13 protein-coding genes are annotated in these 25,592 nt (G+C 37.2%); all 13 read right to left on the bottom strand.

What is annotated here, in order from left to right; all coding sequences use genetic code 11:
* Positions 1 to 106: 106 nt before the first annotated feature.
* Positions 107 to 3,502 (bottom strand): DUF4062 domain-containing protein, encoded by a 3,396-nt coding sequence (locus tag ACTNB3_RS14115; protein WP_441026404.1) that lies wholly within the window; start codon positions 3,500 to 3,502, stop codon positions 107 to 109.
* 75 nt (positions 3,503 to 3,577) lie between these two features.
* Positions 3,578 to 5,092, bottom strand: coding sequence for a TIR domain-containing protein (locus ACTNB3_RS14110; RefSeq protein WP_441026402.1), 1,515 nt, complete (start codon positions 5,090 to 5,092; stop codon positions 3,578 to 3,580).
* Positions 5,093 to 5,175: 83 nt separating this feature from the next.
* A complete protein-coding gene (locus ACTNB3_RS14105) occupies positions 5,176 to 6,234 on the bottom strand; it encodes a toll/interleukin-1 receptor domain-containing protein (protein WP_441026400.1) in 1,059 nt (352 codons plus the stop codon).
* A gap of 39 nt (positions 6,235 to 6,273) precedes the next feature.
* Positions 6,274 to 7,170 carry an NUDIX domain-containing protein gene (locus ACTNB3_RS14100; RefSeq protein ID WP_441026398.1) on the bottom strand — a complete coding sequence of 299 codons (897 nt, stop codon included), beginning with the start codon at positions 7,168 to 7,170 and terminating at the stop codon, positions 6,274 to 6,276.
* 13 nt (positions 7,171 to 7,183) lie between these two features.
* Positions 7,184 to 10,162, bottom strand: a complete 2,979-nt coding sequence (locus ACTNB3_RS14095) for a TIR domain-containing protein (RefSeq protein WP_441026396.1) — start codon at positions 10,160 to 10,162, stop codon at positions 7,184 to 7,186.
* 41 nt (positions 10,163 to 10,203) lie between these two features.
* Positions 10,204 to 10,497 (bottom strand): RyR domain-containing protein, encoded by a 294-nt coding sequence (locus tag ACTNB3_RS14090; RefSeq protein WP_441026394.1) that lies wholly within the window; start codon positions 10,495 to 10,497, stop codon positions 10,204 to 10,206.
* Positions 10,498 to 10,559: 62 nt separating this feature from the next.
* Complete coding sequence (locus ACTNB3_RS14085) at positions 10,560 to 14,954, bottom strand: Card1-like endonuclease domain-containing protein (RefSeq protein WP_441026392.1); 4,395 nt, start codon at positions 14,952 to 14,954, stop codon at positions 10,560 to 10,562.
* 17 nt (positions 14,955 to 14,971) lie between these two features.
* Positions 14,972 to 15,649: a protein phosphatase 2C domain-containing protein gene (locus ACTNB3_RS14080; protein ID WP_441026390.1), complete on the bottom strand. Its 678-nt coding sequence runs from the start codon at positions 15,647 to 15,649 to the stop codon at positions 14,972 to 14,974.
* Positions 15,650 to 15,729: 80 nt separating this feature from the next.
* Positions 15,730 to 18,066 carry a hypothetical protein gene (locus ACTNB3_RS14075; RefSeq protein WP_441026388.1) on the bottom strand — a complete coding sequence of 779 codons (2,337 nt, stop codon included), beginning with the start codon at positions 18,064 to 18,066 and terminating at the stop codon, positions 15,730 to 15,732.
* A 30-nt stretch (positions 18,067 to 18,096) separates the two neighbouring features.
* A complete protein-coding gene (locus ACTNB3_RS14070; protein WP_441026386.1) occupies positions 18,097 to 20,313 on the bottom strand; it encodes a leucine-rich repeat protein in 2,217 nt (738 codons plus the stop codon).
* Positions 20,314 to 20,416: 103 nt separating this feature from the next.
* Complete coding sequence (locus tag ACTNB3_RS14065) at positions 20,417 to 21,256, bottom strand: TIR domain-containing protein (protein ID WP_441026384.1); 840 nt, start codon at positions 21,254 to 21,256, stop codon at positions 20,417 to 20,419.
* The gene (locus ACTNB3_RS14060; RefSeq protein WP_441026382.1) at positions 21,243 to 23,033 is read right to left on the bottom strand and encodes a toll/interleukin-1 receptor domain-containing protein; all 1,791 of its coding nucleotides are present in this window, start codon (positions 23,031 to 23,033) and stop codon (positions 21,243 to 21,245) included. Before ACTNB3_RS14060 ends, ACTNB3_RS14065 begins: the two co-directional genes overlap by 14 nt.
* Positions 22,988 to 25,591 carry a leucine-rich repeat protein gene (locus tag ACTNB3_RS14055; RefSeq protein WP_441026380.1) on the bottom strand — a complete coding sequence of 868 codons (2,604 nt, stop codon included), beginning with the start codon at positions 25,589 to 25,591 and terminating at the stop codon, positions 22,988 to 22,990. The genes ACTNB3_RS14060 and ACTNB3_RS14055 overlap by 46 nt, the downstream gene beginning before the upstream one ends.
* Position 25,592: the final 1 nt, after the last annotated feature.

Here is a 25,592-nt window from a genome sequence, read left to right as displayed (position 1 = left end):
CTGCAAAATGCACTTGATTCGCGGGCAGCTAAAGCATAAATCGCTATTTTGTTAGCTGAAATATTGAATTTTCAAGGTACGAAGCCCATTTTGGGTATGGGAAGTCTTAGTTATATGAATTATTCCACATCCATTTCAAGAGATCTTCGATCAGCTCTGTTATGCTCACGAATCCGTCAAAATCATTTGCTTTGACTGCTGCATTGCTTTGTTTTAACAACAGATCTGTAACGGATGCCCCAATACTTGGATCAGAGATAACAGTCTCATATAGAATGGTATTTGCCTGGAAACGATTCTGCATGATTGACTTGTCTGTCTTCTCACCTTTCATGTGTGCCTCCAGGCGATATGTATAATATCTGTCAATATCACTAATGATCCGATCCCTAAAGGACGCACGATTTTTCCTATAAAAATATATAGTTGCCGAGACAAGATAGTCATCTTCTAATGATCCTTTACTCTGCATATTATTCCGATAATCATCATAAATGTGTGCCCACTCAAGCATTTTATCTATAAAAGTAAACAGGCGCGGATCATTTTCATTTTTCACAATACAGCCTAGCATATCATGATAATTCAAACTCAAATCTCTTGCACATTCATTTTTAATCATGCTTCTCAGATCGTCAGAATTCTCAGAATCATCTGGAAGATCATAATATTCACCTGTGCATCCATCTTCGTAAATTTCCAAAAGTATGTCATTTGATTCGATGTATTTTCTGACTGCTTCCGTATACTGGCTTGCAGAATAAAGCTTATGTGCCTCCCTTCCTATCTGAAGTGCGGAGTTGCGTCTCAAATCTGGTTTATAACGCCTTTTTCTAATACTACTCCCTTTCTCAATTTCATCAGGCCAAATCACCGTAATGCCTCCCACAAGTTCTTTCTGACCTTTGTGCTGCGGATCCGGGTCTGAAATATGTGATATCAGTTTCGACTCCTTCTCTAATTCCTCAGCCGCTTTGATATTACCACCATTTCTATAAATAATAGATAAATAATTATTAATGACTCTTACTCTGTCACTCCATGACTGCTCAAGTTCCATATCTTCAATCTCGCCATGGAACCCAAACATAACATCACTATCTTCAGGAATTTCTTTTCCTTCGTAGCCTCTCTTTTTTTCCTCTTCCGTCAAATCAACCCCATGAAGTACCTTCCAAATTCTGCATGGATACTTCCTGAAGTTCTCTTTTGAAACCCTTTTAGCCTCAATTAGATATTTCTCAGGATTCTCTATTTTGCATAAATGCATCATTTCGCCTAATTCATACAATACTGTAAAAAGGCAATGATTATAACGTTCTGATTCGTTCCAATGTCTTCGCAGATTTGTCAGCATTTCTTTCCAAAGACCGACCACTATTTGTGTGAAATTTTGTTTGAGTAAAAGCTTCTGTTCTGAAAGTGAGCGGTATAATACATTTGCTATCCATTCTGTGTCGTCAAAAGAAAGCTTCGAAAAATTAAGTCTTAATGCTTCTAAAGGCAAACCCCGTTTTTCCACAAGATTATAGAATGTAATAGAGAAATACGCAGCATCATATCCGATATTCATCAGGTAAGATCCTAAAACATCTGACTTACCGGCTTTAACAGCAACCTCAAGATATTGGCTACGATAAAACTCAGATATCTGTCTTTTATTATCGCTTTCCATCAATCCGAAGTGTTCAGACATATAGTGCTCAAGAAGTTCCGTCCACTCTTCCTTTTCAGTGACTAAATCTCCAGAAATAATACTTGAAGCTTGTGTTTGCAGCATCCGATAATGGCCATCTAAGGTAATATTGACAACGTTAGGTAATCTTCTACAAAGGAGTGTCATATCAAGTGTACTGAAAGAGATCTTATCAGCTTGTAAAACTCTGTATAAATCACTTCTCGAAATACCATATGGAAGTACTGACAGAATGGCCAAAACTGATCTTACAAATCTGGCACTAGTTTCTACCTCTAAAAGAGATTTTTGTTCCAATACAAAGTCAACGGTACTATCTGGTGATTCATCAATTATTTTTTGAAGATATTGTGAGATCTTATCCATACCATCTCCGCTATTTTTTATCTCTTCAAAATCATCCTGAGATAAGACTAAAAGTCTTTGCATTAATAGTTCCAGATATTGATTATCCTTTTCATTAGACTTTTCCAGAAGTGCATAGTATACCCGTTGGTCCAATTCTTTGTGATAACGCGCCATATATGCCTCAATCAAGTGATTACGACTAAATATATGCTTCTCTTGGAAATAGAACTCTGCGCTTATTTCTTTATACTGTGATGGGGTTGAAAATACTTTATCACATGAAATGAGGAAATGAATATTATGGTATTTTTTAAGCGGTAACCATTCCAAAATATTATCGCTGTCCAAATAGTGAATATTGCGTACTGCTAATATCATTGGATAATCTAGATTCTCATCCAGTTTTTCCAATATGGCATTAAACTTCTTCCTTGGAGCACATTCTTCCGCTGTAATATCAGTATTCTTATCTTCTCGTTTTTCTAAGATAGTCACAAAATAACGAAGCATATTTTCTGTTGAAGAGGCCAAAACAGATTGAGTACACTCATACGGAATAATTACAGCTCCATTAGATTTGTACTTTCTACATAATGAAGAGAACAGTGCATCTAACCCATGTTCGTCAGGTGAAATCAATACATAATTTTGCTTATGCATAGTTGATTCATTTAACTGCAAATAGTTCTGGTTCATTTTTGAAGACAATATATATTGTGATTCATTAATGCAAAGAGCATCACTATCGATTGCATACTGATATTGATACTGCTGTCTCTCATATTCAGATAGTTCTGGAATAGCACCCCATCGTTGGATAATCATTTCTTTTATATCCTGATACAGTAACTCCGCAAATGCATCCATACCATCAAATCTTGATGTTTCTTTATTCCATGAAACTGAATACTTACGAACTTGTTTTGAAAACTTAGCTTCAATTTTCTCTTTCAAAGTTCGCATTCGTTTTTTATCATCCGCAGTACCTCTGGTATAATACTTCGGAATATCCGAGTTCAAAAATAACCCTTTCTTTTTGTTTTTGATTTCACGAAAATAGAACCGAATATCACTTGAACTTGTACTTTTTAAAGCCCCATAACTGATTTCCATCTCGGTAACGCTCTTACCTAGCAGATCATCTATTGTTATGTTACGATCAATCGTACTTTTTTCGACAACTTCGATATTCGGTACCCATCCATAGACATCACCCAAAATTGCAATAAAAAACGGTCTAGCCTTATCAATTTCATCAAAACACACCTGCAGAACTTTTGCAGCGCTCTCAGCTTCGCTCATTCCAAGCGTATTTACGCCCCACCTAAGATCACACAAGTCAATACTTTTTCCATACTGTTTTGCAAGTTCTTTTATTCTCGGTAGAACCGAATTCTGTAATACGTCCCTCTCTTGCTGCATATCCTGGAACGTACTTGAAACAAATATAGTATTCATCTCTAACCCCCTTGATGCTTAAAGGCGTCTTTCTTAAAAAGAGTTCTCTTTTAATGAGAATCATTAAGTCATTTCTTAATAGTCATAATCCGTACCTGGAACCCATGGATCCGGTTCAGAATAAGCAGTATTAGCAAACGCCTCTGGCCAAACAATTACTGTATTTGCAGGGGCATACTTAATTTGTTTGAAATCACTTATATCAAAAGTTTTTCTCCCGATTTCAACTTTCTCCAGCTTTGGACAATTTGCAAATGCACCACATCTTATATCTGTTACGGAATGAGAAATAGTTGCAGATTTAAGATTAGGTAAATCATAAAACGCATGCATTCCAATAATTCTGATTCCTTGTGAGACTATTACCTTTTTTATCTCTTCTCTGTGCTTTCTCCATGGAACATCAGGCTCTGGTCTATAGGCATCCGGAATGATAAATCCTCGAACTGTTAATGTACCATCTCCTGAAAGATTCCAGTTTACCGGCTCGTCAATTCTGTCATGATCATTCCAATCACAGATATTTCTTCCTGTGATTGCGGTTCTACTTTCTTCTATACGGAACAAAGAAGCAACCGCTCCCATTACATATCCTTCTAGGACATTATCAAACTCATCCAACACATTAATCACTGAATTCGGAGAATCAACAATCTCGCAAACATCTGACAAATTGGTACTGTCACCAATAGAAACCGCAAATTTTACCGCTGTAGAGAACCACTTCTCATCCTGAAGAATGTGTAATTCGTCCTTATACTGATCTGTTGGATATCCATCAGTAGTAAATACAACCGCACAATGACTATCCTCTGGAATACATTTGCCATACGACTTCAAATGGCGAAGAGCAGCACCACAGTTTGTCATTCCAGATGCCTCTAGGGGAAGATCACCTTGTGAAACCCAAGATGGAAATGTATTGTAACTTAATATATCAACCGCTACCGCATCCTGATATTTCTCTTTAATCTGATCACGGATTCGGCAAATTGCTTTATTAAGAGAGGTAATTCTTGTTCCCGCCATACTTCCAGAAGTGTCAACCATCATAATCAGTCGTTTGTTGGCATTTGGAAGATCCGGCTTGTAGAAAATGTCCTCATCTACGTTTACAATTATTGGCTCATAATATCCACGACATACTTCTAATCCGTTGGTTTCTACCAGCTTTGCTGTGAATTGGTCAATCGAACTATACTTGTATTTGTGAATTGCCTGCAGTCTGCTTAATCTCATCCGCATTCCACCCGGCAACTGAACATCTTCCAGGTAGACTAACAGACGTGGTTTTTCTAATTCTCTAGCGTAGTTAAGTTCATCTTTGCAATTTGATGATTCCAAATACGCTTTTGACAGCAATGCAATGAAATATCCACAATTCTCAACATGTTCAGCGATATTTTCATCCCACTCTGTTCCAGGATCAATTCCTTCATCATACCAGATTCGATATTGTTTCATTTGCAATTGACCAATAATATCAAATACAACATTCGAATCCTTATGAGAATAACTAATAAATATATAGGGACTGTCCCCACGATAAGGGGTATGTATCCTGTTGATTTCTTTCATTTTATTATTCATCCTCCCTGAAGATGATTGACGACCAGCAGCATATTTTATGAATACATGCCCCTTTGAAAATGTTTGCCTGATAGAACTTACATCTAATTGTCAATCATATTCTTCAAAAACTCCATTACGGAAAATTTCTTCATACGATCTTCAAATTGCCAATCATGCTTCGTACTCAATCTGACTTTCAGAACGCTTTCTGATGGCATGAATGAGAGATAGAAATCATCACCTATTTCAACTTTTGCCCCTTCACTATTATCATAGGAAAGGATAATGTATTCTTCCTGCAATCGATGAAGACACTTTTTCCCAATGTCCAAAAGAGTCTCCTGCTCACTCACCGGAACCGAAAAACCAAATGTTATAGCATTGATGTTAAGAATCGAAATTCTTTCATCTAATAACCTTTTTACCTTTTTCTCGTTTGGATTAAAAACAACAGCTTCTACTCTTACCTCTTCACAAATACTTCCATTGGTACTTCCTGATATACGTTGGACATTCTCCTCGTACATACCATTTTTGTACTTAGGTAAGGCAGATTGAAAATCAAAGTCTTCAGCAGAAACAAAATTCATTAAGATACCATGCGCCTTCTTTCTAAGGTTCTTAAGAATTTGCTCACGATTGTCTTCTAGATCAGATGTAGTAATGCCTTCATTAAATGGTCCAACCTCAACAGCGGTCTTCTCTGATATTTCAAAAGCAATACTTAAAATATCAAAGAAGTCAGTTGCCCCTTCCTTGTGTACATCAGCCGTTCCAAATTTCTCTGCAAGTTCATCAGCTGCTGCAATCACGGAAAAGCGTGCATCAACATAATCAATATTGGATAACGCCACTGGAACTTCAGAATCATCCAAGCGAACAGGAACAATAATGAGTTTTTTTCTCTCGATTTTTTCTCTTAATGCAAAATCAATTTCTGCATTTACCCAACGCGACTTAATTGAATTCTCTGACAAGAAAACAAGATACACATCTGCTTCATGAATCCCATGTAAAATTGCTGTGGTATAATTTCCACCGAAAGAAATGTTTTTTTCGTCCATCCACAGATCAAACCCACGCAAAGAAAGTTGAAGTGCGAACTGTTTAACCGTCTTCATGTCTTCGTGGCTATAACTGATAAATAGTTTTTGTTTCACTCTACTATTACCTCTTCATTCTATGCAATTGCCCATTTCTTATCCAAGTGCTTTTTTTCCGGTTTCTAAATATGAAATAACATCTGAAATACGACGTCTTTGAGAGTCAGCCAACGGCAATTTCTGAATTTCATCTAGAGGCACCCAAACGAAATTGCTTGATTCCTCATCCAGCTTTACGTCAAAATCTTTTGTTTCTCCATAGTAAACGATTGTAAACTCTTGGCGAACCTCTCCATCTGAATAAGCAACACGGATATTAGGATCCGTATATGTTCCAATAATATCCTTGATTTCAACATTTAAGCCACTTTCTTCTTTCACTTCACGTAATGCACATTCAACCATGCTTTCGCCAAATTCTAATGTACCTCCAGGCATAGTCCATTTTTTATTATCTTTTCTATGAAGCATTAGCAGTTCTTTATTATTATTTAAAATTGCCACTGCAGCCGCTGGCTTGATTGAGTTTGCAGCCGGAGCATCTTCTCGGTAGAAGTAATCCGTTCTAATGGTTTTCATCCTCTCCGTAAGCCATTTTTCTTGTTCTTCAGATATATCTACCAACTGTTTATCATTAATAGAAGGGGTTTTGATGAAAAGAATACTAGTCCCAGCCTTCACACGCTGGGCATATGCAGTCCCCGGAAGAATTGCATAAAAATCACCTTTGCGAAATTCCGAAACCTCACCGGTTTCCACATCCATGTACTCTGTCCAACCGCTAATCATATACTGATATTCCGTTGCCACACTATGGACATGTGTAGGTTCATACTTGTAGTCTGGATAACTGGAAATACCTATTTCCAATCTCTCGTCTCTCACAAATTCGATTTCCTGCGGCTTCGAGAGGTTACCTGCAAAATACTGCCGGGTAGTATTCTCTAAGGATTTTATAATTGTTTCATTGCTAATTTTTATAATTTTTCCCATTTCTGCTCCTCCATTATAAAAAATAGAGTTTAAGATAATCATTATAACTATCACACAACTCGTCAATCGCCTCAGTGCAAGAACCGTATTGCATTTTTAGTGCCAAATCAAGACTCTTCTGACAAGTAACCTTGATTGGTGCAATTCCTACTCTGCTCTCGCAAGCTCCTAAAAGGGCTCCACTCATGATCAAACCCCACTCCTGTTTAATCTGCTTATACATACTGTAAGCTCTTGAAGTAAACTCTGCAGCTTCTTTTAAATTTCCCAAATGATAATTGATATTCCCAATGCCTAGGTTGGCATGAGCTGCCCAACCAATGATTCCTTTTGCCGTAGAATACTGGAGGACGCTTTCATAGCACTCTAATGCTTCATCGTAATATCCCATGCAGGTGTAAATATTACCCAGTGCACCTACAAGATAATTTTCATAACGCCCTGAAATCACATCATGTTGATCAACATAGTCGAGAATAATGCTCTTTGCCTTTTCATATTCTTTCATATGGCAATAATAATCTGCCAGTTTACGAGCATTTCTCTTTGAATAATCTACCAAACCGTGTTTTTTAGAATATTCTTCGGATATCGTAAGCCATTTGTTCACAAACTCCCAATCTCCAGAAAGAACTCCCAAGTTTCCACCAACTAAGAATAGAAGCTCATTTGTTACTTTTGGATATAAATCTTTTGAGCGAGTCAAAATACTCAAAGCATCATCTATTAATCTATGCACAGGCTTATAGAACATAGAATGATGAATTCGTCTCACATTCAGCATAGCAAGAAATTCATTATTCATGATTTCATCTTGCGTATGTCCCTCCAAGTATTGCTCTGCAATTTCAACTGCCCCGACATAATCACCTGACATATGTACGATATCTATATAAACAGACACTAAGCTAGGGTCAAATTGTTCAATACCATACTTTTCTTTTGCCAACGCAAATATCCACTGAAGAAGACTTGTGTTACCTTCGCGTTGAAGCATAATGCAAAATTCATCACGAGATTCAGATTCCCAGAACGCTTTCAGCAGATTATCATGGTTCCATATTTTGGGGAATAAGTTCCATGTCTTCCAAAAAGGAGGTAATTTTGTGGCGTTTTTCACTAAAAACTCTTCGAATTCAGAGAAGGCTTCCGCCAATACATAAAATACTCCAATATGCTCTCTCGCATAATTTAACAGATAGGATGACTTGTTACTTAAGCTCTCTCCTGTATCATCAACATACTGTCTACAAAATCTAGCTAATAATAATGCACCATGCCTTTTATCTACATAGTATATTCCGCTCCTGATATCATCCGTTAACCAGTCAGAAACTGATTTATGCATAAAATTTAAAGTTGTATATTTTCCATCCTGTCGGTTCACCCATGATCCTACCAAATCAAGATTTGACAAATATGTATACTTTGAATAATTGCAAGCATTTATAACTATTTGTTCAGGAATAGAATCTGATACTACAAGCAATTCCAAGAAACTTCTGATTTTTTCAAAATCATCACGACTCCTGAATTTACGCTCCATAGATAAACGATAGAAATCACTAAGCCCTCTTGGAAAACAATTAGGATTGCTTAAGTCTATTGCTCCGTTTTTCACGTCATCAACAAGCAACTCAGCATATAAGAATACGCCTTCACTTAATTCGCATATTTTATTTAAGACCTCTAAACGATTAGGAATACTCTTTAACTCAATAGACAAGGCTCTCAACAAGTATGCCATAATGTCATTGTAACCATCTGGCATATCATTTACCAAATCCAATGTCTTTGCGCCTTCAAATAGAGAGATGACACTTTTTTCTGGTCTACTAGTAAAGATAAAGCGGATCCATCTCGGCAATCGTTCGACACATCTTGCAAAGACAGCTGCTAAAGGATTTATTCCGTCCTTTTCAGCCTCGTCCAAACCATCAACAATAATCATTCCGGTCTCACGGCCGCCATCAACAAGGTGATTTAATGGATAGGACAGCAAGAATTCAAACAAAGCATCATCTTTCATTTCTGCCAGTCCATTATCGACCTGCTCTAATTGATGAAGTAACAACTTTCGGTAATCCGGCAGCTTTGTTGCAAGTCGAAATGCCATCGTTCTGATTAGCTGGTGTGGATTGATGGAAAACTCACGGTTCCATTCACATAAAAAACAACCATATACGTCTGAGTTATAATGTGAATAATTCACGCAAAATGCACTTTTACCTGATCCCGGTTTTCCATATATAACAAGCGACTTTGTCTGCTGCCTGTCCTGCCAATCTTCAATATAGTCTTCGACCCATTTCCTTCCATAAAATTCTTTTGAAAGAAGTCTATATTCCTTTTCCGTATTCAAATATGGAGATAGTTTTTCTTTTAGCGTATGAATCTCACCGTTTAATTCAAATGAATCGTCGGCTTCAATTGCACTGCAAAGCTCCTCAAATTTTAACTGATACCAGCTTTCAAACTGTTCAAGAGAAGTACTGCGAATATCAGACCACTCACTCATATCAAGCCACTGAATATCAGATAAAGTAGATGGCTGCTTTATCCGGTTTTCTGGCTCAAGAAGAACTGTTTTTACATTTGCACCTTTTACGCAAACGGCAATCTTTAGCTCATCCAAACATACTCCTGGATTTCTAGTTGAATGCTCTGATAAAAAAGCAATAACGTTGGCTGATTTCATTACGCCATTTAGAATATCATTTCTCCAATGATCACCGGCTTTTATCTCACTTGTATCAATCCAAACACGATGTCCTCTTTTTTCAAGATCCTGCTTGATTCTCTCAACGAGCACTCTGTTTTTATCATGGCCATAACTGAAAAACAAATCCAGTCCAACCTTACTTTGATTTTTATCCTGGAATGTAGAAAGCTGATGTTCACTAAATGTTTCATCGCAGTCTTCACACACGAATATTTTTCTTTTTTTGCTGTAATATATATCTTCTGAACCGCAGAAAGGACATCTTTCCATCACTACATCCCCCGTACCTTTTATCGCTATTTGAAGTATCTTTATTTTTTCTTTATCTCGTAACCCAACTTCACAATGAGCTTCAAGGTCTCAAGTGCCGTATTACGATCATACTCTTTTTCACCCTCGGGCAACTCGTCATAAGCTACCATCTGAGGTGTGGTTTTCTTTTCAAGATCCTTAACCGGACCATATGTCCATCCTTCTGCAATGCGTCCCACCGCCCAAACATCATGAACATTCTCGGCAATTTTCTCAGTAAGTGCCAGCAATTCTTCCGGAAGAATAACATCGGAAGTGTCAACCGGTATCGGATTATATTTATTCTCTGACATAAAGTCTCCTTTCTGATTCATAATTACCGATGGATGGACATCCCATCCACCGGTAACAAATATTAGCTTTCTTCCATCAAATTCTTGAGGGTTTGGCCTATGTTAATGATTCTATCCTCGCTGGAGATGGTCTTAATATGCAGCTGACTTCCTCTGCTTCTCTGCATAGTATTAAGTTCATTGGCTACTGCATTGGAACGTGCATATGTATTGCCTAAGAGCACCTTGGTTGTTCCAATACCGAACTGATCCGCAATGCTATGAAGTTTATGATAGTAATCCAGCTTTAACTCCACAACAGCTTTACATTCAACAATAATGCTTCTAAATCCCTTTGTGAGAACGAGATCCAGCTCATTCTTAACACCGCCAGACTCCCAACTAAACTCATAACCACTTGCTACGTCATCAAAATATCCCGTTTTCAGAACATCATAGTACGCATATACTTCGAGGATTTCTCCAGCACTAGTTAAGAGTTTTTTGATTCTTGGTGATGAATATACAAAACTTACGAGTCTCGGATCCGTTGCATTCTGCTTCAACTGGCTTACGAAATGCTCTTTTTCAAGTTGTTGTAACACACCAAACGCAAATTTCTGACGGCCGGTACCGTCCACATCAAGATTCGCATCTGTAACAGTAAGATTATTACACTTGATCTCAACATAGTCAGAATTATATGCTTTGTACTTACGCACATCAATTCCATAATATGGCAACAGAATCTGAGGATTAACAAACACTGCATTCAGTGCCTGTTCATACTCTCCATTGATTCTTAATTCGAGTTTGCAAGTATCACTAGTGTGTGTCATGATATTAGATTCTTTCTCTGCAATACCATATTCCTGCAGTTTCTGAATCAACATTTTTACCGTCGAGAAACAGAACTCCGGCAAGAAGTAGGTTAGAGTTTTATATGATGGTGAATCTGATGTGCTGATTGCCATCTTAGCAAGTGGTTTCTGATCAGATTCATACTTATCTAAACACATGCAAAGACGATTCCAGTTTCCAACACCGTTCTCAAACTTTTTAAAGCTTAAGTATTCTCCGGTATAAATCTTCCACAATGCCTCGTAATCATCTGCAAATTCCGGCAAATTAAATCTGTTATCAGATGCATTCATCAAAGCAAACATATCCCTTATTCTAATAAAGGATGCATCCTTAACATATTTCAAATACTCGCAATTGATTCGTTTAGAAAATGACTTGTTTCTCCAATCAAACTCAAAATACGGAATATTTAGCCCGGTAATCTGGCCGATGAATACAGCATTATCATATGCAGAAGGGAAGAGTGGATTTCCACCATCATAGAGATCAACAGGAAACTCCTTTAGATAATCTGCAAATCTCTGCGCCGCCTCTGCATAACTATCTACATCATAAATGGTATCCTTCTCAAACCAGGCATTTCCATTAACCTTCGAATAACTCTTATTTAGTTTTGTCAGCTCTCGCTGCAACTTCTCCCTTTCTTTATTCGGGACTTCACTCAGGCAGGCAACTGCCATTTCAATGCCGCAATGCACATTCCTTTTACCAAAATAGTTCAGAATCGCATCGAGTTTCCGAATCAAGAGATCAATATCGGAGGACTTATTAAAACAGTATAAGAATCTGATAACTTCTGGACTTAATACAGTAGCCGCTGCTACATTTGCAAAAACGGCCTCATTACGACCATTCTGATACTTTCCATCTTCAAAAGCCATCGCAATTGCTGGCATATAGTGATAGGTAAGAATAAATGGAATCTTTTCAATAAGCACTTCATCATTAGCCTTATAATTGCGATAAAGATTGCTTTCTACAACCGGGAAAAATGCATGCTCAATGACAGCTAATCGTTCTTCAATTTTCGCTTTACTTTCATCACTTAATGACGCAAGTGATTTCTTAAACACATCCTGGTAGTAGCCATACTGTCTACTATAGCTTTCTACTCCGTTAATAATGTTCTTTAAAGCAAACTGGAACTGTTTGAATGCACGTTCTGCCTCATCACAATCTGTAGGAATCAAATTTTGAATAAACAGTAAATCTGGATTCTGGAATAAATTGTCCTTTTTCAGTTTTTCCGCATGACTCCGGAAACACCTGTGTAGTTCAATAGACATTCGGTCCAATTCATCTAATTTGCCATCAATTTCTCCTGTATTCCACAGAGCATGATTGTTTTCCATGTATTTAGGATCGCTCAAAGGTGATGTTTCTGAGCCACGTACCATACATGGATGAGTTCTATTAACAGCATCTTTTACGCTTGCTCGAACGACACAATCTTCAAGGAGCAATTTCCCCTTATCATCTTTAGGTGCAGTCCAGCCGTCTACAGCTCTTTCGATTAACCATCTTCTATGTTCCAGATCTACCAATCTATCAAATTTTGCTTTGGCCTCCGGTTCTGTAAAGCGAGCTTCTAAAACTTGCTTTGAGAACAGCTTAGCTGCTTCAAGCAAATCTGAGCAATCAATTTGAACACTATGAAGTTTATATTTCACTGACAATGCAAATGCTAAAGAAGCAGTTCTGTTATACTTATCCTTCTCGGTTTCTCCTTCAAAAAACTTCTTACGTTCGCTTGTCACATCAATATTCAGCGAATCATTCCAAGAAACATGAGTGTTAAATGCCATTTCGCCTAATCTCTGATCAATTGATGCAACATCCACAGGATCATTTACACATACAGAATACAGTTTGTTCTGAATATCCGCTTTTCTAAACGCCACTTTGTTTTGACTTACGTAACAAACAGGGCAGGCATGATCTATCTCCTCTGAGAATACTCTCGCGATCGACTTACTAAGAGCATCATTTCCCAGTGATACGAAAACATAATCATATTCTTTCTGTGCTTCCATAGATTGGAGAATCAGAGCCTGAATTATTTCCCGGTTCAGTTGAGACATCTTGTTAGTAAATCTTAATCGTTCGGCACTATCAGAACTAATTTCTCCCACACCTCGGAATTCTACATTTGCATATGAAAGTGATTCATTCCCAGCCATTGAACCATTAATATTTACAAACTCTGAAATAGCCGGTCTAAAACGTAAATATGCAGCTTTATCTTCTTCCGGTTCATCTGAAACTGCAACAATATTCAAATTAATTCCAGACATCTGCCCAGACTGTAAACAAACATCGATGAATTTCTGACCATAAGTACCCGATCCTATTACTAAAACATTAATGTCCTTTGCCTGGTCATTGACCGTCTCATAAAGCGGATGTTCATAAAGAAGCTTCTGAATAACAACTGTAGGCTCTGATAAACCTTCAGTGCTTTTCTCGACAGGAGTCCATAGCATTTTTGTTAATCGCTGTCTCGCTTTATCCAGATCAAGTTTCAGCTCTGAGCAACTCTGATAACGTTTTCTAGGATCCTTTACCAAACATTTTTCGAGAATCTTGCAAAGTCTGGACATCAAAGCCGCATCGGAGTTAGTTTCAGATGCCTGGAATAATGCAGAATGCTTCACCAACTGGTCAATACTAGAATAGTAAAAGTCCCGATACAGACCATCTGGAATATCCTTTGTAATCACAATCGCATTAAAGAGCATTGCACCAATTGAATAAATGTCGGACCTGTTATCTGCTTTTCCCTTAGTGACTTCAGGCGCACAGAAACCTTCGGTTCCAGACACACGTAAATACTCACTATCCACGGAACAAAGCGTATTAATATCAAACAGAGAGATATTATTCGGCTTAATCTCAAAATCACTATCATACTGAACCAAGAAATTAGATGGTTTAATATCCATATGCATCAGCCCTGCTGTATGGAGAGCTTTAATGCAATCTGTCAACGCATCAATCACGCACAGAATATCCTGAAGTCTGCTTTCCGGATTTTTAGCCGGATTCTTCTTGATTTCTGCCAAATACAGATCGAAGCCTTTACCTGGTACACCTGGCGACCAAATATATACAGTAGGTTTCCGGAGATCCACATCATCTATTGAATCAGTTGCTTTCTTTTTCCAGAATGCAAGCGGCGATTTCGCTGCTGCAGTATTCGACTGAGTCATACTTCCATACAGTATCTCCCCGTGCTGTATATATCCTTTCAGGATCTCATTTTTAGGATTATCCACCATTACTTTTCTTAGCAGCTTATAAGTACTGAGATAATCCTGACACATCTCGTCAAATTTACGCACTGTACCTGCACCTGGAACAAGCTGTCCATTTGGAAGACGCTCTAAAGAATAATACCACGCCTGATTTCCGACCACTGAATCGACCGGATAGAACTCTTTCAGTTTTCCTGTTTCTACAATTCCATCCTTAAGTGTTCTGGTAGCCTCATAGCATACTGTCGAACCACCTTCTCCTATTACTGATTTGATAAAATACTCTTCTGGTGAACTGCCATCTTCGTTTCTTGACAGCATAATTGAACCTGTGAGATATTTACGTCCCGATTCCTCCATAATCCTTGTATCTCCTTTTATTTTCTTTCACGGGTGAAAGAGATATAGCTGCAATCATCCTCATTCTCAATCAAAGATAGCTTATGATTCAAACCTTCAATATCGTAAGAATTCAGAAGAGAAGCAATATCTTCCTTTGCTATTTGATCTAGGAAACCATCCGAACACATCAAGATACTGTCTCCCAGTGCCAGATTGCATACCGCTATATCAATAGCCTTTCCAGCACCTTTGGTTGTTGTCAAGCACGGATTACCTCTATATCGCTTTGGTTTCAGGAGATAGGAAAAACCATTTTCAGTTACTGAGATAATAGCGCCATCTCCCAAATTCACCAAAACGGTTCTTCCAGTTTTTTTCTCCATAAACACCATAGCAAAAGTACTTCCATACTCTCTAATGTCACAACCATCCGTTTTATTACATTCAAGGCAATATAAAATCTGCTCCGTCAGAAGATATGCAATCTTTTCTTTGGGATAGTTAAAAAATACACTGCCTTCCTGCCTAATAACCTTTGCCATAGATTCACATGATAGTCGAGCTCCTTCTAATCCCTTTTCACATGCCGTAGCACCATCAGCCAACATAATCGCAAGAAAATCCTTCCCATCAACGCTGTATAGATAATCTTGATTTTCTCTTCTAAGTTCCTTGTGATAAGTTCCTGTCTTGCTGAATTTGTTAATAACCATCTTACACACATCACTCCTTTGTCTTTGATGTAGTAATCATAACAAGTTGTTTTTGACTGTGAGCAGGGGGGAAAAGTTCTTTACATGTATCCGTTGTTTTCTACCAGATAAAAATATAATGCTGTAACAATATACATATCGAAAATATTCTTTTCGCTTAGCGGCTGATATCGTGCCTCTTCCAAATATGGATTAATTGTAGCCGCATAGTCTTCGAACACATCGGGGAAAGTATCAAGTCCTTCCGTTTCATTCATTAACGCAATATAGTAATTGAAATGGATTGCAATCAATTCACTTCTGGTTACTCGCTTGTCAAATCTCAATCTACAGATCAGTGCCTCGGTCATGAGTAACTCAGATGCGTTATCAACTGAATAATAACGTCCTGAAACTTTCTTAAGGATACCATTCAAAATGTCATCATCATAATCATGCTCGCCTAAATAGTAGCCATCTCTTTTTCTGAAAATATCAAATCCAAGCTCAATCAGGCCGCTAATCGCATTTGTAATCTGATTGCCTACTGAAATAACACCTTTCTCTTCCAGACGACTCTGCAGTTTGAACATAGATAAAGGATCACGCTCTGATGAATACACTGTCAAAACGTGGAGCAACATTAACATTCTGGATCTTTCATTTTTGTTAAAGCGACCATTACTAATATGCGTTCTATCATCAATAGCCTTTACTACTTGCAAGAATGCATCGTCACCGGCGTACTTTTCTTCCAATAATGATTTAACTTTCCAATCAAAAATCACATCCAATTTGAAAGCAATGTCATCCTTGATTTCTTTTGTCAGATCTGTCTTCTTACGAACGTCAAACAGTTCAATATCAGGATATGCTCCATCTAGATCATCCATAATTTCTTCAATCAAATCAGATGCTGTATTTTCCTCAGAAGCAATCATGATTCTGGCTATACCGGAATTATCTGGAGAGAACACCTGATAATGTGCCAATATGTAGTCAGAAATCTCGTCGATTTCTTTATTAAGCAACACATTTACATGCAAATCTCTGTAAACATCCGTATGGATACCAGTATTTATCGTTGAAAGCTTACCTTCCTTTTTTGCACGTTTAACACATTCATCTATGATTGATTCAGCCTTATCAATTTTTTCTCCCTGCGTCATGTTCAAATCATCTCTGCAAAGGAAATAGATATAGATCATTTCAACAAAGCTCTTATAATTGATGCCTTCTCCGGTAGGTTCTTTCTCAAATGCAGTAGCATTTTTAGGATCAGTATAATCAGAAGATAACAATCTCAAGAAATTGTCATTGTAAAAATCCTGGAAAAGATTTTTTACGATATTTCTTTCAGGAGCACAGTGCCTACCATCTAATGGCACTGTCATGTCAAACATAAAAGCAAAGTAGTAAAGGTATACCTTTGTTTTGCCATTTACTCTGAAATTACCTGCTGCCAGATCATTACACATCTCGATCAATTCGAAATCTATATCATTCTTCTTGGCTGCTGCCTTTTTTGCCTTCACAGCATCCTTCTTAGCCTGTTTGTATAACTCTGCTGCTGTACCCTCTTTACCCGTTTTTGAAACACGCTTAATCGTTTTTAACTGGTTCCTAAAGTCATTTTCAAGACTTGAAACCAAGTCTGAAAAGGCTTCTTCTGAAGCATCCATTCTATCGCAAAGCATCTGAAGATAATTAATCACATCTTCATTGATATCATTTTCATCTACAGATAGCATTCCTGCCAAGAGACCTCTGGTCCTCTCAGATACTTCAATCTCTTCGAACGCTAAAGTGTCATCATTCTGATACTTAGTAATCCGATCAATGATCAACTTTAATACATCAATATTTGTCATCTCAACGGACTCATGTTCAAATATCGAATCATCAATCTTCGAAAGAAGTAGACTCCGCTTCTCTTCTTCTGATAATGTGCCATATGTAGCAATTTCTGCCTTGCTCAGTTGTTTCTTTGCCCATTCCCAAATCTGGTTGGTGTGGAATCTCTTGAAATTATCGCCAGCGCCGACAACAAACTTTTTCAAGATGGCCACCCTTACGGTATCTGAAGAGTATTCAGGAGCCAATCTACGAACAATTCTCTCCATAAAATCACTGGTGGCAGGGGACTGAACATACATATCATGAAATGACTGAAGTAGTTCGTCCTGCATCTCTGATCTTGTGGGAATACTTTTCAAGATAGAGCGGTCTGCTATAAGAGTTTTTGCATCAATGCCTCTGGCATTACACAGACGAGAAACATCTCTCAATCTAAAACTCTTCGCATCCTTTGGCGCATGATCGTAATCTGCAAGAGCCAACTCAAAGTCTTCTCTGCAATAGTAACTTTTTAATTCTGAAAGTTTTCCCTGAAATATGGTCTCCATATTCAGAGTATATTCAAAGTTATTTAATGGCATTTTATTTCGCTCCTTTAAACAAAAATACACTTAGAAGTTGGTTACAGTAGGTCCATCAATTAAATAATCTACAATATAGCCACCACTTCCATCGCTAAACACATTCCTTCGAAACGCTTCCGAAATCATGCAATACGGATCCCTTGAGACAAATTTGATCATCGCGACCGCCGTTTTATATAGTGCTTTTTCATCGATCCCATAATAAGTAAGCGTAGTCTCATCTGAAGATCCACGAAATACATATTCACCATTTTTAAATAGCGATATTTCAAAACCGTCATCACATTCTATTCTTGCCGAATCATATTTTTCCGGGTCTTTACCATGTATATATTTTACATCAAAATTAATTCTATACTTTTCATCATAATAAGAATGGCCATCATCTGGAGCACATTCGTATATTCCTAGAGGTTTTTTTCTCTTTATCAATACTTCTTGTTCTGACACTTCAGGGAACAATACACACATTATCTGTTTACACAATAAAACAAATTGATTCCAGAACTCTTCTGTAACGTTGATGCGCACGTTATTTTCTGCAGTACTTTTTTCTGAATAAAAAAAGATAGAACCTCCATATGACGAAGAATACGATACCTTACAAAAATAATAAGGATCATCATCGAGAATGCTTGCCATTTGAGTTTTAAAATCATTGCCCTTGTCGTTATGAGCATCTTCAGATACCTCGAGACAATCCGGTTTCTCATCAACAAACTTACTAAGTCCTGACAAAATTCGACAAAATTCAGGCGAGTCTCCTCTAATCTCCGGTACGGCAATAATTTGACTATTACCAATGTAAAATTTGAATCCGGAATTCAATTCCAGGTCTTCCAACTGCATTGGTAGGATTGGTTTTTTATAAGTAATTGCTCGTTCTATTTCTCTTTCAACAAACTGAGACATCTGTGATGCATTTGTAAGTAATAACAACAAACAAGAACACTTCTCTAAAGCATCATTGATAACATATGCGTATCTACTACCTGCTGGAATATCATAAGGTGCCATCCAACAGGAGATATTATTTTCCTTAAGCAGCAGACGAACTGAATCTGCCATCTGCTGATTTTTTGAGCTATAACTAATAAAGACATAATTGTTTTTATTTATATTACTTCTACTAGCTGATGTTTTCTGCGACTCCTCACTCTTCACCTTAATACTCAACGCCTTTTTTTCAGTTGGCGTATCTGCCTTATCATCACAGAAAATTGTATTAGCTGATATATGAAACTGCTTACCCTGTTTCGGCTCATAGTTTCGATATGTGTCTGTTGTTTTTCCTATGATAGATACCTTGTGATTCGAGTAAAATCGTTTAACAACAGATCCCCTAAATGCATCTAGATATACCGCTTCTACCACATCTGGCAACTCGTATTCTTCATCATCCCAATCCGCAGGAAAGCTTATCAGCGTTCTTCCATGATTAGCCCATATGATTCCTTTTCTATCTTCGAAACAGTTTTCAAAATGGTTGTAATCATAGGATTCTGCGAAATCAACCAGTTCCTCGTTATCATTACTGATTATAGCAGGCCCATTAAAAGGCATATTGAGATATTCAGTTGGCACATAATCATATTCCAGCTCTATAGAATTATTAGGAATAGAAACAATGCCACCATCCGAAAAGAGGGAAGTAAGGATACGCTTCATACTCATTGGAATGATTAGACGATTTATTTCAAATGAGAGTTCAAAACAACCTTCTCCTATATATTCCAGGCTCTCAGGAAGATTAATTATCGCGAGTTTTTCACATTGAAAAAAAGCGTGAAATTCAATACGTTTCAAAGAATCCGGCAATACAACTTTTCTCAAATTTGTGTTATCTGCAAATGCGTATTCGTCAATAATTTCTACTGTATCTGGAACAACATATGTTTTTCCAGATTTTCCACATGGATAACAAATAAGGCGTTTCAGATCCTTTGTAAACAGTACTCCATCAACGTCCGTATAATATGGATTATCTTTCGCAACTGATATTTTTTTGAATCTTTTTACCGGTGCTTGATCCGGTCCGTACTCTGTCAATGTAATTCCATTTATTGTTTGAACAGTACTTGGAATTCTTATCTCTCTAAATGAACATTGGCACATCTTCTCGGGCATCCAGTCGAAGACAAGTGCAAAGTCTCCGGATAATTCAGTAATCCCTTCTGGGATTGCTAACACACCAAGTCCAGCACGGAGCTGTTCAATTGCCATGTCTCGATCAAAAACACTCATACATATACCTCCTTGAAGCCATAATATCTCACTAAAGCCATTCTCGAATAATAAGTCAGTTTTATGGTATCAACTGCGATTTCAAAGAATGAAGGGGGGGGAATCATCCTTGTGAGATATTGCGAATCTTTTTCATCATCACTGAGTCAATCATAGCAATAACCTTTTCAAAATCAGTTTTTAATGTTTGCTCTGATATTCTAAAATACTGTCCCAACCAATTCTCAAGCCATAGTGGTAGTACCGTGTCGTCTATCACAACTGGTATTATCCATGCCCCCTGACTAGTCGCATATTCTAATTCCTTTTCAACGAATTGACTCTTAAGACTATTCTCCGATATAAGCAATACATAAAATCCCTGTTCAGCACATCGGCTTATTGCCTTACTTATTTGCGCTTCCCAACGATCTCCAATATTCAGATTATCTTCAGCTGTCCAGACAGAATAATCCTTTTCGATCAACAGGGTTCGTAGCACTTCTGCCATTTTACGATCATGATGAACATATGAGATAAACACCTCTAGATCAGCACATATTTTGTGAATCTTTGTTGCAATCGCATCCCATTCTTCAGTCATATCTAACATCCAAATTTTGTTCTTTCCCGACTGTTCTATATATTGCCGTTCTCGTAAAACATTATTGCTATTCTCTGCCTCAGGACTTTTACAATATATAAACCATTCTCTCGCATCTATTTCTCTATAAATCAGATTCCACAACTCTTCTTCTTTTCGCGGATATTCTTCATCAAGACATCTCAGGTGAAATGCAATTGGATTCTGACCATACTTCTCAAATTCATTTCTAACACGTCTTACTAATTCAATGTCTTTGCTGGCGTGGGAAAGAAATATCCAACATCCACCATGTAGCATATCTTCACCTGCTTTCAAAAATTGATATCCAATCAAAACATGTTTTTTACCACCATTCATCCATGTTTTCCACAGTTAGCGCATCATTGGTTGTTGAGGAATATGAATTAATAATGTATAGTAATTTATCATTAAAATGTTTACGACTGAGTTCATCTGGTGGCGGACAACTTCCAGGTGGATCAATCGGAACCGGCTCGATACTGTCTGGACCTTTATTTTTAAAGGCGTATCTCCATTCAGCATCTACCCATTTTGAATCTCTGGCATACTTTGACCAACAAAGAAACAGGACATCTCTTTTGTCGATTTCACGCCATAATGCCTTCTCCCAATCATCGCCACTACGTAAACTATCAACATCAAAGAAAATATCCATATCTGGACGAGCCTTTTTCATTCCTTGAATAATCATAGCTACACGATTGCGATCCTGACTGGCATAGGATACAAATGCTGATAAAACATCCTCTCTCGTCACTTCAATTTTCTGCTCAATCAGAGACTTGCACTTCGCCACGAACTTTAGTCTTGTTGCAATTATGTCATTGATATAAACGGAAGCCACGAACAATATCTGTCTCTTCTTGTATTGTTCTGGTACTTCGACAGCAAAACAAAAACTCAAATAACCACCTTTCCAAATCTGACTCTCTGTATTATCCTCAATTTCAAAATCAGGTGAGGAAATCATAACTGTTATTTTCGCTTCTCTTTCTGCAGTCAGAAACCCGGATTTTGTTTCTTTCACTGGATCATCTGCATTATCAATAGCCTCTTGAACCACATGACGAAAAGCTTCCTCATACATCAATATTTCTATTACAGAGTAATCTCCCTTAACAAACGTCTTCGGTGCAACTGCAGAAAACTGAACCTTATCCAGTGTTACTGCAGGCTTTTCAATAATGACTTTCGTTCCGCATTCAGGACAGTAATTAGTAACTTGGTTAAATACCTTCCCGCAAATCCTACACATGCCATGTCCACCAGCCAGCATCCCGTCAGGCACTAGGATACTATTCCCGTCATCCCAGTCGTCATCCCACTCGGATGTATCCTCTCCTGCAACACAAGCCATGTCTACCGGCTTGAAGCCATCACCCGAACCACTTTGTGTAGATGGATTAATAATTGTCCCGTCGGCATTAACCATAGTCTCTCCGCCACCAGCCAATTGAGCCCGCAAGGCTGCTATTGCATCAGCAGTAGAGATATCTGATATTTGACCATCTGGAGAAATAGTAACAGGTTCCCCTTTCCTAAGAGCATCTGCAAGTTGCTTTCTACGTAGAGCACTCTTTTCCTGATCTGTTAATGGAACTTCTGTAGATGCTTCGGAAATTGAAGTTGCAATTCCGGATATCGTAGCTTTAGCATCTACAGCGGTGGCATCATCATCGTCTATTGATTCCAATGAATCCAACGCAGAAATAAAACTCTCTCTTTCTCGAATTAGTTGCTCTGCAGTCTCAGTTTCTGCCATACAGGAAACAGAATTCAAATCATCACATATACATCGTAATATCATAATTTCACCTTCCAAAATTCTGATGAAATCATGATTTTTTTCTTTCAATTGTCTTATTTGCTCAAGCTTTTCGTAATAAGTTCTTCGTATATTTTCGACATAATAAGTACCTATGTTCTCAACATTAGAAAGATGATCTATTTGCTTAAGTAATTCGATAACTATGGAGTATTCCTCGTCAAGCACATCCGCTAATCTTTTCATTAGACCACAGATTTCTTCGTAATAATCTATAGACATTTTCTCTCCTTCGGGCAAGGCTATGCTTCTCGTAATGGTTTTAGTAAATACTTGTACTTCTGCCACTCAATTATTCTCAAGTAATTCTTAAGATATCTTTCGGGAACTAGTATTTTAAAATTTGCAGAAACATTAGCAAAAATATCATCTCTAATTTCCGGTACTACAGCACCTAAAAGAGCTAAACTGCTTAAATTTATACAATCTTTAAACGCATTTTTCTCTATCAATTCAACGTCCCCATTTATTATTACTTCCGATAAGTTAGGACATCTTTCAAATGCACTTCTCCCTATTTCAGACAAGTTTGCTTCAATTACTACTTTTTCCAAATGTTCCGCATCCATAAAGGCACAATTCAATACTTTCGTTACTGAGGAATCTATATGGTACTCTCTATCCTTTTTATCTGCAGGATAATGCATGATAGCATTTCCTTCTCGTCGAAACAAAACGCCTTTTTTATCCGCAAATACAGAGTTCTGATCGTCTACAAATACATCTACTAAAGCAAATGAATTTGAAAACGCTTCTTCTTCGATTAACACTACTGACCTTGGAATAATCAAGCGCTGTAATCGCATTATATAAGATATAGAACCAGCCCTAATTGTCTCAACACTCTCAGGAAGAATTATTTCATCTAACTCAGTACAGCCTCTAAACATTCCATTAAAAATCTCTGTTATTCCATCTGGAAGAATTACTTTTTTAAGATTAATGCATCTATAAAATGCTTTATCTCCTGCAACCAACTTTGGCGAAAGGATTCTTAAATATGTCAAATAGTTACAACAAGCAAAACACAATGCTCCTATTTTTTTCATTTCCATAGGTAAAACCAGCTCTTTAATATGTGCTCCCCAAAATGCTTCTTCACCAATTTCCATTAGAGAATCCGGCATTTCTATCTTTTGCAAATTCAAACAATGATAAAAAGCTTTGTCTTCAATCCTAATTATTCCATTTGGAAGTCGTACTTCTCTAATTTCCTCATGGTTGTAAAACACTTTTTCTCCAATTACTGTTACCTCACTAGGAATTTCAACTAATGAATTATTTCCGTTATACGATTTAAGGATGTGCTCTTTTTCCACCGTTTCTATAACAAATACTTTGCTATTTGAACATATTTTGTATTCTGTGGACAACTCAGAAGACAAAATATTAGCATTGTTAGAATGTGCAATTATATAACATGAGTCATTATTATTTAAGTTATCCTCTTGAATAACGAAAAATGGGCGTTTACTTTCATATCGTTTTCCTTCAATTAATATCTCGTAATAATCAGCGCCTTCAACACTATCCCACGATAAAACTCCAGTATCATATACAACATTTATCGGTGTTGAAAGCTTAAAAACCAACAATTTTCGACACTCATCCCAAGACGAGTTAAATAAATACTGGGATTGACTTCCTGCACCTATTACAATACTTGATAAATTTCTGCAACGAGCAAACCATTTGTTATTGTCGAGAACCTTTGATGACTGCATTTGTACAGACGATAAGGAAGCACAGCTGTAAAATGCAGATAATCCTATTTCCTGTACATTTTTTGGAATTACAATGCTACCTAAATTGATACAATTATTAAACGCATATGGACCGATAAACGTTGTCAACTCCGGTAAAACAAAATTTTCCAATGCATGACACTCAGAAAATGCTGCAAATTCTATATATAAAGGAACAGAGGATAAAATATTTATCCTTGACAAATTATGACATTTATAAAAACAATAATCTCCGATTTTTGTTACGTTATAAGGGATAACTATCTCTTGTAATCCATAGCACTCTCTAAATGCTTCATATCCAAGGCGAGTCAAACTATTTGGTAGAGATACGGTTTCCAACAAATGGCAGCCAGAAAAAGCAAAATCATCGATTATTTTCACTCCTTCTGGTATGTTAATTTTCTTTATACGACAGTTGTCACGAAAGGCATTAATGCCTATAGCCAGAACCTTACGTCCGTTTACTAATGTTGGAACTGTCACTATAGAATCTGCACCTAAATACTTTATTACTTGAATTCCTTGTTCATAGTTAGCATATTCAAATAATTGCGTTGTATTTATCTGACATTTGCTTAGATCTATTGCTTCCTCTTCTTCAAACAAATCTATTAGTTTTATTACATGTGACTGTTCTAGCGGATTCTCACTACGTGGAATAAATAGTTTTCTCTGATTAAATGCAGTAAGAATCTTCAAGAATGCATCCTCTTCAATATCCACTCTCTTTAAAGTTTCAAAAGCAGATTGCCCTCCAATATTGATACTCATAAAAGAAAAGGACGAATCTGAAGCTTCCCTTTGAAGTGCATATTCAAGTTCTTGAAGGAATGCGTCACTTTTTAATGACTTTGTACTTACATAAAACAAAACAGCAGCACAGTTTCTATCCAGGATTCTGTTTTTGGCTCTCTCAACCCAGTTTTGCCCAACATGCATGGCTTTGTCATACCATATTCTTGCACCATTCTCTGATAAAACTTTCAAATCTTGATAAACGATATCTGAGTCTTCGTGCGAATAACTGATAAAAATATATTTTTTTGCATTCTCACCCAATGCTGGTTCATACAAAGCAGGCCATTCATAAATATTCATA

Origin of the sequence: Bariatricus sp. HCP28S3_D3, from assembly GCF_052065755.1 — a bacterium.
Classification (GTDB): domain Bacteria; phylum Bacillota; class Clostridia; order Lachnospirales; family Lachnospiraceae; genus Allocoprococcus.
The sequence above is the reverse complement of the archived record's forward strand: the minus strand, read 5'-3'. Positions and strand labels throughout refer to the sequence as shown.